The 18289-nt window shown below is 49.0% G+C and carries 14 protein-coding genes; 7 read left to right on the forward strand and 7 right to left on the reverse strand.

Features of this window, described 5'->3' with window-relative positions:
- Positions 1-3: 3 nt before the first annotated feature.
- Complete coding sequence (locus tag ACFSUS_RS08830) at positions 4-879, reverse strand: LysR substrate-binding domain-containing protein (RefSeq protein WP_381521654.1); 876 nt, start codon at positions 877-879, stop codon at positions 4-6.
- Between the two features lie 86 nt (positions 880-965).
- Here ACFSUS_RS08830 and ACFSUS_RS08835 point away from each other — a divergent pair, with 86 nt between their 5' ends.
- Complete coding sequence (locus ACFSUS_RS08835; RefSeq protein ID WP_381521656.1) at positions 966-2381, forward strand: pyridoxal phosphate-dependent decarboxylase family protein; 1416 nt, start codon at positions 966-968, stop codon at positions 2379-2381.
- A 121-nt stretch (positions 2382-2502) separates the two neighbouring features.
- Here ACFSUS_RS08835 and ACFSUS_RS08840 read toward each other — a convergent pair whose 3' ends face one another.
- The 3 genes from ACFSUS_RS08840 to ACFSUS_RS08850 all read right to left on the reverse strand — a co-directional run bounded on the left by ACFSUS_RS08840 (position 2503) and on the right by ACFSUS_RS08850 (position 4755).
- Complete coding sequence (locus tag ACFSUS_RS08840; protein ID WP_381521658.1) at positions 2503-3180, reverse strand: 2-C-methyl-D-erythritol 4-phosphate cytidylyltransferase; 678 nt, start codon at positions 3178-3180, stop codon at positions 2503-2505.
- Positions 3181-3233: 53 nt separating this feature from the next.
- Positions 3234-4277, reverse strand: coding sequence for a tRNA preQ1(34) S-adenosylmethionine ribosyltransferase-isomerase QueA (queA, locus tag ACFSUS_RS08845; RefSeq protein ID WP_381521660.1), 1044 nt, complete (start codon positions 4275-4277; stop codon positions 3234-3236).
- A 115-nt stretch (positions 4278-4392) separates the two neighbouring features.
- Positions 4393-4755 carry a hypothetical protein gene (locus tag ACFSUS_RS08850; RefSeq protein ID WP_381521662.1) on the reverse strand — a complete coding sequence of 121 codons (363 nt, stop codon included), beginning with the start codon at positions 4753-4755 and terminating at the stop codon, positions 4393-4395.
- Positions 4756-4898: 143 nt separating this feature from the next.
- Here ACFSUS_RS08850 and ACFSUS_RS08855 point away from each other — a divergent pair, with 143 nt between their 5' ends.
- Positions 4899-5903 (forward strand): gluconolaconase, encoded by a 1005-nt coding sequence (locus ACFSUS_RS08855; RefSeq protein WP_381521663.1) that lies wholly within the window; start codon positions 4899-4901, stop codon positions 5901-5903.
- Between the two features lie 137 nt (positions 5904-6040).
- The gene (locus ACFSUS_RS08860; protein ID WP_381521665.1) at positions 6041-7006 is read left to right on the forward strand and encodes an SMP-30/gluconolactonase/LRE family protein; all 966 of its coding nucleotides are present in this window, start codon (positions 6041-6043) and stop codon (positions 7004-7006) included.
- 74 nt (positions 7007-7080) lie between these two features.
- On the opposite strand, the gene ACFSUS_RS08865 is transcribed toward ACFSUS_RS08860, so the two are convergent.
- From ACFSUS_RS08865 to ACFSUS_RS08875, 3 genes are all read right to left on the reverse strand, one after another.
- The gene (locus tag ACFSUS_RS08865) at positions 7081-7719 is read right to left on the reverse strand and encodes a 3-keto-disaccharide hydrolase (protein ID WP_381521666.1); all 639 of its coding nucleotides are present in this window, start codon (positions 7717-7719) and stop codon (positions 7081-7083) included.
- A gap of 72 nt (positions 7720-7791) precedes the next feature.
- Entirely contained in the window at positions 7792-8283 is a 492-nt protein-coding gene (locus ACFSUS_RS08870) for a hypothetical protein (protein ID WP_381521668.1), read from the reverse strand.
- Between the two features lie 111 nt (positions 8284-8394).
- Positions 8395-10827, reverse strand: coding sequence for an alpha/beta hydrolase family protein (locus tag ACFSUS_RS08875; RefSeq protein ID WP_381521911.1), 2433 nt, complete (start codon positions 10825-10827; stop codon positions 8395-8397).
- A 247-nt stretch (positions 10828-11074) separates the two neighbouring features.
- Here ACFSUS_RS08875 and ACFSUS_RS08880 point away from each other — a divergent pair, with 247 nt between their 5' ends.
- From ACFSUS_RS08880 to ACFSUS_RS08895, 4 genes are all read left to right on the forward strand, one after another.
- Positions 11075-14212: a PAS domain-containing sensor histidine kinase gene (locus ACFSUS_RS08880; RefSeq protein WP_381521670.1), complete on the forward strand. Its 3138-nt coding sequence runs from the start codon at positions 11075-11077 to the stop codon at positions 14210-14212.
- A 292-nt stretch (positions 14213-14504) separates the two neighbouring features.
- Entirely contained in the window at positions 14505-15395 is an 891-nt protein-coding gene (locus ACFSUS_RS08885; protein ID WP_381521672.1) for a PE-PGRS family protein, read from the forward strand.
- Between the two features lie 86 nt (positions 15396-15481).
- Positions 15482-16984 carry a 1-hydroxycarotenoid 3,4-desaturase CrtD gene (gene crtD / locus ACFSUS_RS08890; protein ID WP_381521673.1) on the forward strand — a complete coding sequence of 501 codons (1503 nt, stop codon included), beginning with the start codon at positions 15482-15484 and terminating at the stop codon, positions 16982-16984.
- 119 nt (positions 16985-17103) lie between these two features.
- Positions 17104-18282 carry a cation:proton antiporter gene (locus ACFSUS_RS08895; protein WP_381521675.1) on the forward strand — a complete coding sequence of 393 codons (1179 nt, stop codon included), beginning with the start codon at positions 17104-17106 and terminating at the stop codon, positions 18280-18282.
- The last annotated feature ends 7 nt before the right edge of the window (positions 18283-18289 follow it).

The raw sequence follows: 18289 nt of genomic DNA on the forward strand, positions 1-18289 counted from the left end.
GGGTTATAATATCCGGTCGACCAGATCAAAAAAGGGTTGAAGCTCAGCGGTGCGCTCGGTCAGCCACAGCATGCGCATCTCTGCTTTTTGTGGTACGTTGGTTAGTTCAATGGTTTTTAAATGCAGGTTCTGGCCACGTAAGGTTGAGGCTGGTTCAATAGATATGCCCATGCCAGCTTCGACCAGCCGCAGCACGGTACCCGAATACGCTGATTCGTAAGCAATATGCGGTAGAAAACCATACTGTTGGCACAACGCCTGGATACTCTCAACATACCCACTCCCTTCGGCTTGAGGAGGTAAAATAAAAGCGTCGTGGGCGAAAATTGACAAGTCCGTAAAAGTATGTGCGCTTACTGGATGATTTTCAGGTAGAATGACGACAAAGTTTTCCGTGTAAACAACCCGGCTGCTAATGTCGAAAGGAGCAATGATATTAGGCGAAAAGCCCACATCAATTTCTCGATGCTGTAAAGCTTCCATCTGAAAACGGTTAGTTGTCTCCATGAGTAAAGCCCGCAGGTCCGGGGTCTTGTCCCGAATGCTGACAAGTAGCTTGGGAAGGATAGATTGCATCGCCGAACTAGCGTGCCCAATTCGAATGTCGCCCGCTTCGCCCCGGTGAATCTGTGCGGTTCGCCGACATGTTTGCTCCAATTGCTCAACAAGTCGTCCGGCTTCGTGCTTCAAATAAACTCCGGCGGGAGTCAGAGAAATATTACGCTTATTGCGGTAGAACAGCAAAGCCCCAACTTCGCTTTCCAGCTGCTGAATCTGCCGGCTTAGCGCTGGTTGTGCAATGGACATTGCTTCTGCTGTACGGCGATAATTCAATGTATTCGCTAAGGCAAGAAAGTGTTTAAGCTGGTATAAATCCACTGATGCATTTTGGTTATCAATTCATCAAAAATAAGTATTTCCAGCTATCAGATATAACGACTTATTTTGCCAAAACGTCAACTACAATGGGCAGCCTTTTAACGACCGCGTATTCTTCCGAAAGTTTTCGTCAGCAAGCTCATGCGCTGGTTGATTTATTAGCCGATCACCTGGAACGGGCTAAAACAGGACGAGAAGCTGTTATTACTTATCAGGAGCCCGACGAGCAACTCGCCTTTTGGCGGCAGGACTTCGCTCAGCCTGTTAATGCAAATCCTTTACCACTATTTGAAGAAATGGTAAGGCGATCCATTCATCTGCATCACCCACAGTTCATGGGGCATCAGATTGCGCCCCCATTGCCTTTGGCGGCTATAACAGGCTTACTAACCGGTTTGTTGAACCAAGGCACGGGCGTTTATGAGATGGGCATGACGGCTAACGCACTCGAACGTATTGTGATGCAGTGGCTGGCCGGACGGTTAGAACTTGGGACGGATGCCGGTGGACTGCTCACATCGGGTGGTACACTCGCCAACCTTACAGCCTTACTGACTGCCCGTGCTGTATCAGCGCCGACCGATGTCTGGGGAGAAGGTAACACTGACCGATTAGCAATTATGGTATCGGAGGAAGCGCACTACTGCGTAGACCGGGCCGCTCGTATTATGGGGCTGGGCACGGACGGTATCATTACGATTCCCGTTAATGACCGCTTTCAGATGCGCACGGAGCTGCTGGAGCCTTACTGGCAAGAAGCTAAAGCAAAGGGCCTAACCGTATTTGCTGTCGTTGGTAGCGCCTGCTCAACCTCGACGGGGGCATACGATAACCTAACGGCAATCGCTGATTTCTGCGAAACTCATAGTCTTTGGTTTCATGCCGATGGGGCTCATGGGGGCGTGGCAGCTCTGTCCGAAAAATACAAGCCACTTGTTCGGGGTATTGAACGTGCCGATTCAATTGTTGTTGATTTTCACAAAATGATGATGATTCCGGCATTAGTGACAGCTGTACTGTATCGTCGTGATGCTGATTCGTATCGGACCTTTCAACAAAAAGCGCAATACCTGTGGGCCGACGCCACAACCAAGGATTGGTTTAACTCCGGTAAGCGAACCTTTGAGTGTACCAAGCTCATGATGAGCGCTAAGATATACACAGTATTACGAACCTACGGAGAAGAGATTTTTACGGACTATGTCGAGACGTTGTACGACCTGGCACGTCGCTTTGCCCGATTGCTTAGTCAGCGGCCAGAATTTGAGTTAGCAGTTGAGCCCGAAAGTAACATCGTGTGCTTCCGATACGTTAGGACGGGCTTAGATGACAATGAGCTTGACCAGCTTAATAGCCACATTCGTAAGCAGGTGCTTAACGATGGGCGCTTTTACATGGTGCAGACAACATTACGCGGGCGCGTTTACCTGCGCGTGTCGCTTATGAATCCCCTCACGACAGATGAACATCTGGAGAGTTTGCTGAATAGTTTAATTGTGTAAACCAGTCTAAACCGGGCTGCCTGAACCAGGATTTTTACTGAACTAAAGGGGTTGGCAGGATTTTACTTGTTAAAAACTTGTACGAAATCCTGTAAATTCCGGTTCAAACTAGTTCAGGCAGTCAGGGCAAATCCTCGGGTGTCGTAATCTTTATGTTTTCGTAGGCCCCCTCAATGAGCGTAATGGGAAAACCAGCGTGTTCCATTACGCTGGCGCAGTCCGTAAAAAAGGGCTGTTCTTCGGTTTGAAAAGCCTGGCGAAATAGGTCTAAACGAAACGTTTGTGGAGTTTGTACTAACCGGTATCGACTTCGGTCAACGGCCTGACTATTGCCCTCTGTATCGACAATACGTACCGAATCTTTCACGGGAACACACGTAACGGCTGACCCAGTTCGAGCGGCTGTCTCAAAGCTATGCTGAATAATTTCGGGAGAAACGAATGGGCGCACACCATCATGGACAGCTACCAAGCCATCCGTAGCGCGTATGGCGGCTAGCCCGTTACGCACCGATTGAAAGCGAGTGGGACCCCCATTAACGGTTTCGATGGGCGGATAAAAATCGTGTTGTTCACAAAGCGTTGCCCAGGTGAGTAAATCACGGGCCGGAAGCACAAGAATGATTTGCGGGGCAGGAGAAACGGCCAAAAACCGTTCGATGGTGTGTTGAAGAATTGGTTTTCCGTTGAGCGGTAAAAACTGTTTTGAGATGCTTGATTTCATCCGACTGCCGCTTCCTCCGGCAACGATGATAGCAAATAGTCGATGAGCAGCTACGTCAGCAAGTTGATCAGTCATAAAAAAGGGGCCCTGAGGCCCCAAAATTACTGCTCGATTGCTTGACTCACTAATCAAAGAATCAGCATAGCATCACCGTAGCTAAAGAAGCGGTATTTTTCTTTAATGGCCGTTTCGTAAGCCTGCCGAATTAAGTCATGGCCACCAAAGGCGCTCGTCATCATGATTAGAATTGATTCTGGTAAATGCAAGCTCGTTAGCAACGAGTTGGCAATCTTGAAATCGTAAGGTGGGAAGATAAACTTATCTGTCCAGCCTTCAACTGGTTTCAGGCGGCTATTAGCCGATACCGACGATTCTATGGCTTTCAGCGAAGTCGTACCTACGGCGCACACCCGTTTGCCTGCATCGAGTGCCGTATTTACAATCTGGGCCGAATCTTCACCAATGCGGTAGTTTTCGGAATCTGTCTTATGTTTGGTCAGGTCTTCCACATCTACTTGGCGGAAGGTGCCTAAACCAACGTGCAGCGTAATGGGCGCAAAATGAATTCCTTTAATCTCCATTCGCTTCATCATAGCGCGAGTAAAATGCAAACCGGCGGTAGGAGCGGCTACAGCACCAACATGTTGGGCAAACACGGTCTGATATAGATCACGATCGGCGTTTTCGGCCTCCCGGTTGATTTCGCGGGGTAGGGGCGTCTCGCCCAATTCATCGACCGCTTTCATGAATTCTTCATGATTACCATCGAAAAGAAAGCGAATGGTCCGGCCGCGTGAGGTTGTATTATCAATGACTTCAGCTACCAGATCACTATCACCAAAATACAGTTTGTTACCAACACGGATCTTACGGGCGGGGTCTACCAGAACATCCCAAAGCTTCATTTCACGATTCAACTCACGCAATAGGAAAACTTCGATCTTAGCACCCGTTTTTTCTTTATTACCGTAAAGCCGCGCTGGGAATACTTTGGTGTTGTTAATGACCATCACATCTCCATCACCGAAATAGCTCAGTATATCCGAAAATTGCTTGTGTTCAATAGTTTTAGTTTTTCGGTCGACAACCATCAACCTCGATTCACCCCGCTCAACTGGGTATTTAGCAATGAGACTCTCGGGCAAATCAAATTTAAATTCGGATAACTTCATGGCGTATCAGCACGAAAAAGAACGACGCGTTTTTGTAAAGGCCGCAAATATAGTTAAAAACCCGGAAAATTTTATATGTTCCGGGTCGGTTTCTTGCAAATATCACAGAAATGGCTTATTGACCAACCTCAGGCGCATTGATTGGCTTCACAGCTCCGTCTGTATTAACTTCGGCGCGGTCAGTAATATTAAACTTAACCATCAATTCTGACGACACTTCGTTTGAATATGTCCCTTGTGCTGAAACAAATACACCTTTCAATCCATTAGAGGCTGTAATGGCGTACAGGGTCATTTCATCACCGGGGTCTGAGGTTCCTTCAAAGCGATGAAACTCATCAACATTAAACTCTTCGCTTTTAAGTTTGGTAGCTGTGCTTTTTTCTTCCAGAAAGTCTTTTTTCGGGGCAAATTCATGCGTATAGCCACGTCCACGAAGATCTTCCATCGCTTCTGTAAGGGTTTCAAAATGCTTCATAACATTGCAGAGGTTTGTATAAATCTAAAACTCAAAATCTAACTGATGGTTTTTATCAGCCAATGTGTGAATTTCAACAAAAGATCGTATTTATAAATTGGCCAGGATAGAAACGTTGGCGGAATAGCTTAAATTGAACCGTAATGACGACGAAATTAAGCCCGGTTTGGGGAGTACTCGCTGTAATGGTAAGTCTTCTAGGCTGCAACACAACAGACCCTGAGTTTAATGCTTCTACAGTGCCCGAACGGATTCAGTTTTCGTCGGATCGACTGTACCCGGAGGGAATTACCTACGCCCCATCCATCGACAGATTTTTGGTGAGCTCACTCACCCAGGGTAAAGTAGGCGTAGTTGACCCCAATGGTCGGTATGCCGATTTTATTTCGGATAACCGACTCATTAGCAGTCTGGGAATGAAGGTGCGCGACGGGAGACTGTACGTATGTAACAGCGATTTAGGCGTTTCAACAAAAAGTAAGCCTGAAACGATACTCAAAACGGCAAGCTTGTTTGTGTTCAATCTGGCTGATCGGGAGCTGATTAAGGTAGTTCGACTTGATTCCTTACGTCCTAACGTACCAGAAGCTCATTACTTTGCCAACGATATCACCTTCGATGAGGCTGGCAACGCTTATATAACAGACTCTTTTTCGCCGGTTATTTATAAAGTGACACCTGCTTTTGAAGCCAGCATACTCAAAGACGACCCTCTGTTCGGGAATGACCCGCAGATGGCAAGTATGCAGGAGATTAACCTAAATGGTATTGTTTACCACCCCGATAAATTCCTGATTGTTGTGAAGTCCAGTACGGGGGAATTGTTCAAAGTGGATTTAGTGAATGTGGGTATTGTCAAACAAGTGACAGGCGTGACCCTGAAAGGTGGTGATGGGATGGTGCTGGTTAACAATGACCTTTACGTCGTTAACGGGCAGAATCGTGTATCGCTCGTGCGTAGTATCGATGGGTGGAATACGGCCAGTGTGGTCAGGACAGATTCGATTGGCTACGATCAGTCAACAACGAACGTAGAAGTCAGTGGCCGCATCTATACGATCAATGCTCGTATTGGTGAGGTTAATGCAGCTATTAATAATGCCGCTGAACTTCAGGCGAGAGATTACAGTATTCAGCAATTTAAGTAGCGTGTATAGGTGCGTCAAACGAGTTTCAAGACCAACTTGTAAATACTTTAAACAAATTGCTTGAAGTAACTATTCTTTTCGGTAGCGGAGCGAGTGCCCGCATTCACTAAACATACGTTATACTCGACAACTACCCCATGAAAACATCCTGGTTAGTGGGCACGGTGCTGATAACAGCCGGTGCTCTGACGGCTTGTGAAGATCATCGCAATAGCCCTAATGCGCCGTTCCCCGAGCGCATTGAATTTGTTGCCGCCCGGCAATATCCCGAAGGAATAGCGTATTCATCGCAGTTGGGTAAGTTCCTGGTTACGTCTATTCCGCAGGGTAAAATCGGTACCGTCGATACAGATGGCCGGTATGAAGATTTACTCACAGCTCCCGGATTTATTGCGGGCATTGGTATGAAGGTGGCCGATGGTCGCGTGTTTGTCTGTAACAGCGATCAGGGCCGGTCAGACCGGAGCTCTCCCGAAACTACCCGACAGACGGCAGAGCTGCTGGTTTTTGACCTGAGTACCCGCCAATTAATACGACGGACTGATCTGGACGCGCTGTTGCCGGCGGCTGATCCGAACTTTGCCAACGACGTGACCATTAGTCCCGACGGCACAGCTTATGTGACAGACTCGTTCTCGCCGGTCATCTACAAAGTAACAGCTGCTGGCGTAGCCAGTATTCTGGCGAGAGATGATGCCCGGTTTGGCAACCCTGGTTTCGGCCTGAATGGCATTGTGTACCACCCTAACAACTTCCTGATCGTGGCAAACACCGGTCAGGGTAAACTGTATAAAGTTGACTTGGCCAACGGCAATGCCATCTCAGAGATAGTAGTGGCCAATACGAGTCCTACTCCCAACAGTCTGCCTGGCGACGGGTTGACGTTGTTGAACGGCGACCTGTACGTTGTAACTGGTGGGAACCGTGTGGCTCAGGTACGTAGCACAGACAATTGGCAAACAGCGTCGGTTATCAAGTATGACGCGGCCGGTTACAATGGCGCAACCACCAGCGTCGCCGTTAATAACCAGATTTATACCCTTAATGCCCTCATTGGTCAGACTGGCAACGCGCAGAACTTCAGCATTCAGCGGTTCCGCTAAGTAAGTTGGGCAGCAAACGAGACCGCCACCAAGTCGACTGATTCGGTGGCGGTCTCGTTTGCTGTTGAGGGCAATCAGTCTGGCAGCGTTCTTACCATGATGTCTTTGTAGTAGACTTTGCTCTTTGGGTCGTGGCCTTGTAGGGCAATAGTGCCAGCGCTTAGTTTCTTTCCTGAACTGCCCTGGCTGATGCTGTCGGGCTCGGTGTAATTATTAATGACTTTATCGTTGATCTTTACGGTCACGTTTTTACCTTTCACAATGATGTGTTCCGTGTACCACTCATTATCCTTTACAAATACTTCTTTTACGTCCTGAAGGGCATAGACGCTACCTGTTTTGCGCCAATCTGTGTGAGTCTGATTGACCTGGATTTCGTAGCCTTTGCTGGGCCAGCCGTTCTCTTGGTAAGCGGTATGAATAAACATACCTGAGTTAGCACCTGGCATAGTTTTTACCTGCGCTTTCCACTCAAAGTTTTTGAAGTTGTGGTTGTTTACGGGGCCTTCGTAAAACAGGTGGGCTCTGGGGCCGAATACTACAATAGCGCCATCCTGAACGCTGAAGGTACCTGGATTTTCGGCTGCTTTCCAACCATTCAGCGTTTTTCCATCAAATATACTGACCCAGCCATCAGCTGTTGAGCGAAAGGTGAGCGCACCGCAAAGGCCGAGCAGGAGCGTGGCGGTAATGAACAATAGGCGAGTTTTCATAAAAAATAGAGCGTTTGTCTTTATAAAGGCAAACGCTCTAAAACCTAACTATTGCAACGACGAGTACTTAGATTAACCCAACCAAAAGGCGTGCTCAAATGCGTTTGGGTGTGTTTTCTTGAATTCGGCGAATGTAGTAACACCCCAGCTGGCTTGTCCGTCTGGCTTTGGGTCGCTCCAATACACTTTGCCGTTTTTGACACCTGTAATGACAAAGAAATGCGAATCGTTGCCACTGCCCGCTAGTCGGCCCGCTACCATTACCGGCGACTGACCGATCTTGCTGCTAACAACGCTTGTGTCACCGTACAGTTTTTGGTATTGTAATCTGTTTCTGGACGCAAATTCTGTAAGTATGCCGCTGTCCATAAGTAGCCCATAATTTTCGCCAAGCCAGCTATCATAGTAATTTACAGAATTATCATAGAGCGATACAGGCCAGGGCATTCCGGTGTAGGGACCCCAATACATACTGTATATATTCATAGAATGCGTAACGGCCAGCCAGCAGCCATACTTGTAGCTTTGTGGAAATATTGTGAAGTTGTGACGACGATCTGCCATACGTAGTAATGAATAAAAGTGTTCGGTAGCGATCTTTTAGTCGTTAATTTACGAAACAGGCAAACGCCAATTAGTCAATTACTTAACCAACGGTCAGATTGCCGGCACATCTCACTTGCCACCACCAAGTTTACCGGCTTTGCCTGTCTGGCTAGCCTGAGTAGCGGGTGCATTCTTCACGTATTTATCTAACCAGCCATTCATCTCATACAGCATGTGTAACAACGATTCTTTGGCTGTGTAGCCGTGGCTCTCGTAAGGTAAAAACACCAGTTTGGTAGTTGCACCAAAGCCTTTCAGCGCATTGTAGTACCGCTCAGACTGAATCGGGAACGTACCAGTGTTGTTATCCGCTTCACCGTGGATGAGCAGCAGGGGCGTCTTCATTTTGTCGGCATTCATGAACGGCGACATCTTGTTGTACACCTCCGGAGCCTGCCAGTAGCTGCGTTGCTCATTCTGGAAGCCAAACGGCGTTAAGGTCCGGTTATAAGCGCCACTGCGGGCAATGCCGCCTTTAAACAGTTTGCTATGCGTAAGCAGGTTCGCTGTCATGAATGCGCCGTATGAGTGCCCACCCACCCCAACGCGGCTGGAGTCGACAACGCCTAAGCGAACGCCCTCGTCGATGGCGGCTTTGGCACTGGCCACTAACTGTTCAACGTACGTATCGTTTGGTTCTTTGTCGCCTTCACCCACGATGGGAATGCTGGCATTATCCAGAATGGCATAGCCCATGGTCACGAAGGCAGCAGCGCCCCAATAGCTAATTCGATTGAACTGATACGGGGAGCCCGAAACTTGCCCAGCGGCATCTTTGCTCTTAAACTCGGCAGGATAAGCCCACAAGAACGTAGGCAGTGGCCCCTGCTCTTTTTTGTAGCCGGCAGGCAGGTAGAGCGTTGCGGTCAGGTCAACGTCATCGTTACGTTTGTAGCGAAGCTGCTGCTTCTGAACGCCTTTTAGTTGCGGATAAGGGTGCGGAAACGCCGTGACCTGAATAGGGGCAACGCGTGCTTTCAGATTGCGTACGAAATAGTTAGGGTTCTCATCCGGCGTTTCGCGCGTCGTTAGAATCGTTTGTTTGGCCGCATCCAGGACCGCAATGGGCCGTTCGAAATAAGGGGCCGCCGATCGCCAAAGCTCGCCGGTTTTCTTCGTGTTTAAATTCAGCAGAGTCACAAACGGACGATCGCCTTCGGGTGACGCTCCCTGTCCATTGAGCATCAGAATTTCGTTGTTTGGCAAAATATTTAAGACATCCCGACCATACTGATTTCGTTTTGTGTCGGGCTGACCAGGGTTGCTGTAGCGGTCTTCATACGAACGGTCGAAAAGCACAGCTGTTTGCCAGTTGCTGGGGTTGACGGTTTTGGTAACCTCTTTACGGTTTTGCCACCAACGTTCGTTAGCCAGTGCCATCGACTCATTCCCCCATTCAAAACCCTCGAATCGGTACTGAGCCGCATATATTTCTTTGGGTTCGGCCGAAAAAGGAGCTTCTGTCAGGTATACTTTATCGCGGATGTCGGCCTTTACTTTTGGATCACCATTGTCTTGGGCAACGGTGTAATAAACCGAAGCTGGCGCATCGTCACGCCAGTTGAACTCGCGTGGTCCCGAAGGAGCGCCATCTGGGCTATAGGGTACACTTTCCTGAAGGGGGCCGTCGTTGAGGGTCTTCACGAGAGAACCGCTAATGGCGTAGACCTCCGTTTTGCGCGGGAACCGATACACCGGCACCAGGTATGAAAACGGTGTGTGGACAGTTTCAATCAAAATGTACTGACCGTTGGGTGATGGCTCGGCCGATGCAATAATGCCCGCTTGGCCAACAGGTATGGACTGACCATCAAGCGTGAGTCGAACAACCTGCGAAACGGCGTAATAGGCAAATTGCTTTTCGTCGGACGGATTTTTGAGCAAGTCCTGGTACGTAGGGGCCTGGCCACGTTTGCCACCAACGTTTTCCTGAACAGTAGGGCCAACTGGTACGCGGCTTACTTCAGGAGCAGCACCCCGCCCCGCCGGAATCGTTTTTACGATCAGACTCTTGCTGTCAGAGACCCACCGGAAAGGTGTGCCCAGCGTAGCATTCAGTGCAAGTGTACCGATTTTTTGGGCGGTAGCCGTAGCGACATCGACGACGTATAGGTCTATCCGGTTGTCGGTCGAGTTAGCGAAGGCTACTTTTGTTTCATCGGGCGACCACTGCACAAAGCTAATCAGCGGATTGGCAGGTAAGCCTTTTACCTCGATCTCATCTTTACCGGCTATCTTCTTTATTTTCAGGTTCGTTATGTAACGAGCCCGGCTAGGGCCATTGTTAGCCGGGTTCATGCGTAGCCCGGCCAGCTTAAGTTCGGGCTGCGACAGCTCGGCGATGGTTGGGGCAGCTGCCTGCTCCAGAATTAATAATACATCACCTTTGCTCCTAACGCTGACACCTGGCGTTGGGGGCACTGTGACGAGGTCGGCCAGCGCTTTAGGGGGCGTTTGGTACGTTGGAGCATCCTGCGCCCGCACACCGAACGAAAGTACCATGGAGAGACCAAACGGAAGCAGTAGACCTCGTTTAAGAGTAGATAATTGATAGGCCATCAGTTGATGCGGTGTTTGTGAGAGTAGCAAAATTACAAATTAAAATTGGCAGAAGCTCACAGAAGCCAATTAATGCCATATGAAATTGCGATTTTGCAAATGACCATTGCTAATGGCCTGCGAGTGATACATAGGAAATCTATCAAGCCATGAAGTTCATTTCTGGCAAAAGCGGTAACTTGCTGAACTTATGCTTACTGGGGCGTCGCCCTACTCGCGTCAACTCGTTATGCTCACTGACCAATCTGCTAGTTTACAATACCTAGAACTGCTCGACAGCTTGCCTGATGCTGTTGTTTGGACGAGGGCACTGCGTGATGATGAGCATCGGGTTGTTGATTTTCGGGTCGAGTATGCTAACCGGAAATCGTACGAAAATACCCGCGGTCTGTATGTTGTTGGTGTAGGCATGACCGTATTGGGTGACAATATGTCGCATCCAGCCTTTACGGAGCCATCTTTCGCAGAGTTGTGCGAAGTATTAAAAAACGGGCAAACGCATGAGCACAGCTCGTTCGATTCGACCCGCAACGAATGGTTCTTTACGCACCGGACCAAATTAGGCGATGGTGTATTAAGTACGATTCGTAACGTGCCCGCACTGAAAAGTGCTGAGCAGGCAAATCTGCACCAGGCTCAGCTGCTGGATGGGATTCTGGACGCTTCGTTGAACGGTATCATTGCGTACGAGACCATACGCGATCACCAGGGTAATATCATCGATTTTAGCTTCGCCCGATTTAACCGTGCCGCCAAGAAAATGCTCAACCTAACGGACGAAGTAATTGGCGTATCTATGTTGGCCCAACTGGATGGAGTTAAGGAGGCTGGCTTGTTTGACAAGTTTGTACAAGTTGTTGAGACTAGCGAGCCAACGCAATTTGAAACCCCTTTCCCGGCTGGCGATGGGTTGCTGTGGTATCAGATGTCGGTGGTTAAGCTCAATGATGGTCTCGTTATTACGTTCAACGATATTACCGAGAGCAAGCAGAACGAGCAAAATGCCGAACAGCAGGCCAGGGAAAATAAGCGGCAGGCCGATCTGATCAATAATGTATTAAACAACTCGCCCAGCGGTATTAAAGCCATGGAGGCTGTTCGGGACGAGACCGGGCTGATTATCGATTTCGTTGTTATGGTCATCAATAAAGCCGGAGCTGATGTTCGTAATCGAGAGGTGAGCGAGATTATTGGGCAAAGGGCCTTAGCTGTGTTTCCTGGACTGCATGAGGCTGGTTTGTTCGATCATTATGTGCAAGTGGCGGAAACAAACCAGCCTCGACATATTGAGGTTTTATACGGAGATACTTGGTACGATATGGCCATTGCACCTTTTGGGGATGGCGTAACCGTAACCTACACAGATATAAGCGAGAGTAAACAAGCCGCCCTGCAAATACAGCAGCAGGCGGCTGAGAACAAACGGCAGGCGGACTTCCTTAACAGCGTACTCGACAGTTCGTCGAACGGAATTATTGCAGAACGGGCCGTTCGAAATGAGGATGGCGTTATCACCGACTTTGTTATTATGTCGGTTAACCAGCGGTCGGCTGAATTTGTCCAGTCTACTGCTGAGCAACTGGTAGGGCGTTCTGAGTTAGAATTGCATCCGCGTATGCACCAATCTGAACTCTTCGAGGCTTACCGCAAAACCATTGAAACAGGAGAACCTCAGTTTGTAGAGATGCATCACTACGATGGGCAGCGGGACCATTGGGCAAACGTAAATACCCGAAAGCTTAGTGACGATGAGCTGGTCATCACGATTTCCAATGTGTCGGAAACTAAGCTGGCGCAGCAACAGATTGAACAAACGGCAGCTTTGCTGCAAACGGTCATTAATAATTCGCCGACGGCTCTGGTCTTGTATGAACCCATACTGAACGAATCGGGTACCACTGTCGACTTCCGATACAAGCTCGCGAATCCTGTCGCTGCCAGCGCTACCGGCCGCTCTCTGGAATACATGCGAAACAATACGCTCTTCACCATGTTTCCGATGGCCGCCCAGAAAGGCTTTTTCGATCGGTTACGGGTTACACTGGAAACAGGCGAATTGCAACAGTATGAACACCATTTCAAGGGCGATGATGTCGATTTGTGGGCCGAGATCACGTTGGTTAAACAAGGCAATGACGTACTGGCAGTATTTCAATACATCACCGATCTGAAACGGGCGCAAAAACAGTTAGAGCAACTAACTCAGGAATTACAGACGGTTATCGATACATCGCAGACCGGTATTTTTCTGTTTCAGCCCGTCCATAATGAGGTCGGCGAAGTTATCGATTTCCGTTTCCGGATTGCCAATCGGCAGTTAGCTTCCTACGTAGGGCAGCAACCAGAAGCAGTTATCGGTGCATTGGGTAGCACGTGGTTTCCTGATTATAAAACCAATGGCCTGTTCGATAGCTATTATAAAACGTACGCCACCGGCGAAAGCCTGCGCTTCGATTTTCACTACTACGGTAGCGGTATCGATGTCTGGCTCGATATCATGTCTACCAAAATGGGCGATGAGGTGTTGGTAACGTTCGGCGATTACACCCCCTTGAAAAAGCTGCAGCAGCAGTTAGAAGCATCGGTTATTGATTTGCAGCGCTCAAACAAGAATCTGGAGCAATTTGCGTATGTAGCCAGTCACGATTTGCAGGAGCCATTGCGCAAGATTCAGGCGTTCGGCGATATTATCCGAAATCAATATGCCTCTACCATTGGCGACGAAGGGGCAGATATAATTCGCAGAATGCAGTCGGCAGCGGCTCGTATGCAGGTTCTTATCAAAGATGTGCTGGCTTATTCCCGCGTTGCTACCAAACGCGAAAGCATTGGCTTAGTAGACTTAGGGGAGCTCATGAGTGATGTGATAAGCGATCTTGAAACCGCCATCAATGATAAAAAGGCCATCGTAACCATGCAGCCCTTACCCAGCATCCCCGGCGACGCGTCTCAACTTCGGCAGCTGTTCCAGAATTTGATCAGCAATGCACTGAAATTTTCTAAAACAAGCGAATCGGCTGAGTGTCCGCGAATTGACATTACGTCCCGACAGGTTCGGGGAGGTGACACCGACTTCGACATTGTGGCTGCCGACAGCGACCGTTTGTTTAATCTGATTGACGTTGCCGACAATGGCATTGGGTTTGAGCCGCACTATGCTCAACGAATTTTTCAGGTGTTTCAGCGACTGCATAGCCGTAGCGAGTACCAGGGGACGGGCATTGGATTAGCTATCGTGCAAAAAGTTGTTGAAAACCATCGGGGATACATTACGGCTAAAGGCCAGTTGGGTATCGGGTCTACATTCAGTGTTCTGTTGCCCGCCTAATCTACCGCCTACTTGTAGTACGTGATTCGGTTATAGGCTGACAAAACTATCTATTCCAGAAGTTGGCGACTTAAGTCCGTCGTCCGTATCGATAACAGGGGCCTGGCGTGACCTGCTCTTGAAACAAGTAAGGAATAACTTAATCATTCAGCGCAATCGGTTGCTTATCATACCTTGTACCAGCTAGGTTAGCACTTCGTTACGCATTGCTAATTGATAGCTTATTTCAGTTTGATTGACTAATTCGCTCGCTGTTTCGTTACTTTGACGACAGAATCAACTTGAATGCTTCATGCGTACTCTTATTTTGCTGACTGGTTTGCTGGCAATGGTCTCGTGCAAACTCGAAGTTGCCAGTGTTTACCAGGCCCAGTTTGCGTCGGACCCGACCGCTGCCGCTGTAGCACCTGGCCAGATTGACGAAGCGTCGGGTATGGCCGATAGCCGTAGTCAGCCCGGTAATCTCTGGATTGAACAGGACAGTGGGTCGCCTGCCGAATTGGCTTTGCTGGGATACGATGGTAAAGTGAAGGGAAAAATCAAGATTCCAAATGTTACCAACCGCGATTGGGAAGAGCTCGCCTTTGGACCCGGTCCTCAGGCAAACGTAAACTATATTTATATTGGCGACATTGGCGACAACAATGCCCAGACGCCCATTTGTCAGATTTACCGATTGCCTGAACCCAGTAGTCTGCAAGCATCCGTCACTCAAGTCGAGCGAATCAACTTTCGCTATCCGGATGGCCCCCGTGACGCTGAAGCGATGTTCGTTGACCCAGGAACGAAAGATATTTATATCATTTCTAAGCGGGAAGATAACAAACACCTGTATCGGTTGGCTTATCCACAAAATATTAACGAAATAACCGTTGCCGAAGGGTTAGGCGAGCTACCGTCTACGGGCGATGGATTGCCCGCTTACATAACCGCAGCGGCTATCTCGCCCGATGGTCAGGAGATTCTGATACGGACGTACTCTGACATTTTCTATTGGAAGCGTGATCCGGGCCAAAGTATACCTGATGCCTTGCAGTATGGCAACCGACGCCGGTTTACGTACCGCGCCGAGATCCAGGGTGAAGCCATTTGCTTCGATAAAGATGGGAAGGGCTATTTCACCATAAGCGAAAAAGCCACTGCGCCTTCTGTAAGTTTATTTTATTACGCCCGCCAACAGTAGTTCGGTGTTGGTTATAAGTGACTGGCGCTTGCATACAGCTTTCGCGTCAGTCACTTATTTGTTTATGTGTATTTGAACTTAGCGTTATGACTGCTGCTGTTATTGGGGCCGGCATTGCTGGCATCGCGGCTTCTATTCGATTGGCTGTTAAAGGATACGACGTTGATGTATACGAAGCCAACGCCTATCCGGGAGGTAAACTCTCATCATTTGAGCAGCAGGCTGGTAAATTGCATACGTATCGTTTCGATGCTGGGCCGTCGTTGTTTACCATGCCGCATCTGGTTGACGAACTGTTTCAACTCGCTGGGCGAAATCCTGCCGACTACTTTGAATACATCCGCCTGGACGAAACGTGCCGTTACTTCTGGGATGATGGAACGCGCTTAACTGCCTGGTCAGACCATGATCGGTTTGGCCGCGAAGTAGAAACAGTACTGGGCGAACCGGCCAGGCATTTACAGGAGCATCTGCACGACAGTGCGGTGAAATACGACGTAACGGAAAAGCTCTTCCTGCATCGGTCCTTGCATAAAGCGTCGACCTGGCTCAACCGAGATGCCCTGCGGGGGTACCTCAACTTGCCCAGGCTTGGCGTGTTCGGAACCATGAACGAGGCTAACGAACGACGGTTTCAGCATCCGAAATTGGTACAGTTATTCAATCGGTATGCTACCTATAACGGCTCTGACCCGTACCAGACGCCCGCCACGATGAATATCATCCCGCATTTGGAATACAACATCGGCGCGTTCTTCCCGACAGGCGGTATGATTAGTATTACCAACAGTCTGGTGCGGCTGGCCGAAGATCTGGGCGTTCGTTTTCATTTCAACACCCGTGTCACGGAGATTGTCACCGAAGGCAAAAAAGTAATTGGCCTTCATACCAAAGGTCGGGCAGGCGGAGCCGAGGTCGAACAGCTGGTTAATCCGGCGCCACTCGCGCTTTGTATTTCTAATATGGATGTCGTAAACACGTTCCGCAAATTACTGCCCGATGCCCGGCAACCCGAGCGAATTCTGCGCCAGCCCAAGTCGAGTTCAGGGCTAATCTTCTACTGGGGAATCAAACGCGAGTTTGCGGAGTTGGGGTTGCACAACATCTTTTTTAGTAACGATTACCGCGCGGAGTTCGATAGCTTGTTTGGCCGAAATGAGTTGCACAACGACCCAACGATTTATCTGAACATTACGTCGAAGTACAAGCCCGACGATGCCCCCTCAGGTTGCGAAAACTGGTTTATTCTGCTTAATGCGCCTAACAATACTGGCCAGGACTGGGATGCCATCATTCAACAAGCCCGACGTGACGTTATTCGCAAGTTAAGCCATAATTTGGGCGTCGACATTGAGCCGCTTATTGAAACGGAGTCCGTGCTGGACCCACGTAGTATCGAGTCCAGAACGTCATCCTCTCAGGGGGCGCTGTATGGCAACAGCAGCAATAACCGATTTGCGGCCTTTCTACGTCATGCGAATTTTTCGCGGCAGTTCAACAACATGTACTTTGTGGGAGGGAGTGTTCATCCCGGCGGAGGAATTCCGCTTTGTTTGCTATCCGCTAAAATCGCTACAGAGATGGTATAGGTTTATGGGTATTCGGTTTACTGTTTACAGGCCCCACCAAAGACATTTGCGCGCTCGCTGTGACTGCGGACTACTGTAAACCGACTACCGTAAACCGCAATCTGTAGTTAACTTGCCGCATGGATTCCTCGATTCTGATTATTGTGCTGAGTATGTCGGTGCTGATTTCGTACGCCTTCGACTTGTTCAGCAGTCGCTTCAAAATACCTTCTGTTTTGTTGCTGTTGCTGCTCGGCGTACTAACCCGGCAAGCGACGGGTTACTTCGATGTTCAGGTTCCCTACATCAACACAATTTTACCTACGCTTGGCACATTAGGACTTATTCTCGTTGTGCTCGAAGGAGGGCTGGATCTGGAACTTCACGCCGAGAAGCTGAGTGTACTTCGTCGAACCCTACTGGCGTCGCTTCTGTCGATTATCGGCGGAACGTTGCTTATGGCCGGAGTGCTTTACCTGTTGCTTAACGATTCGTTTTATCGCTGCCTGATTGCTGCCCTCCCGTTCTCAATCATTAGTAGTGCTGTGGCCATCCCCAGCGTATCGAATCTGTCGTTGGACAAACAGGAATTTGTAGTGTACGAGTCGGCCTTTGCGAGTATCCTCGGCGTAATGGCCTATAATTTTTTGTTGTTAAGCCGTAATTCAGTATTCGGGGCCGTTTGGCTCTTTACGCGCGACACGCTGGTGATGGCCTTATTGTCGTTGGGGTGCTGTTTTTTACTGTTGTACCTGATCGGCCGAATCAACCACCGCATCAAGTTCCTGCCGATCATCTCAGTGCTCTTTCTGGTGTATGCACTGGCCGAGATCTATCATCTGTCGTCACTGTTGTTGATATTGATTTTCGGACTGTTTCTGAATAACACGGAATTGTTTATTCGGGGGCGGCTAAGCGAAATCCTGAAAAATGACCTGTTCGAAAAAGAGCTTGATCAACTCAAGAACCTGACGGCTGAAGGGTCTTTCGTAGTACGTACGTTCTTCTTTCTCATCTTTGGCTACGCGGCCGTTCCGCGCGAACTGATTGATCTGGATGCCATCATTGTGAGTAGTCTGTTTATTGGTATCATTATTGCCTGGCGCTGGGTTACGCTGAAGTTAACGTATAAGGGCCCACCAAAGCCGTTACTCTGGATTGCGCCACGCGGCCTTACTACCATTTTGTTATACTTGAATATTCCTGAAGATCTGCGACTACTGGGCTTTCGGGAAGGTATTGCGATGCTGGTGGTGGTGCTTTCGTCTGTGGTAGTGATGGCGGGCGTATTAGGCTATAAGGGTCAAGCTGCTGAGTAGCTAAAGA

Origin of the sequence: Spirosoma soli, from assembly GCF_042684525.1 — a bacterium.
Taxonomy (GTDB): Bacteria; Bacteroidota; Bacteroidia; order Cytophagales; family Spirosomataceae; genus Spirosoma; species Spirosoma soli.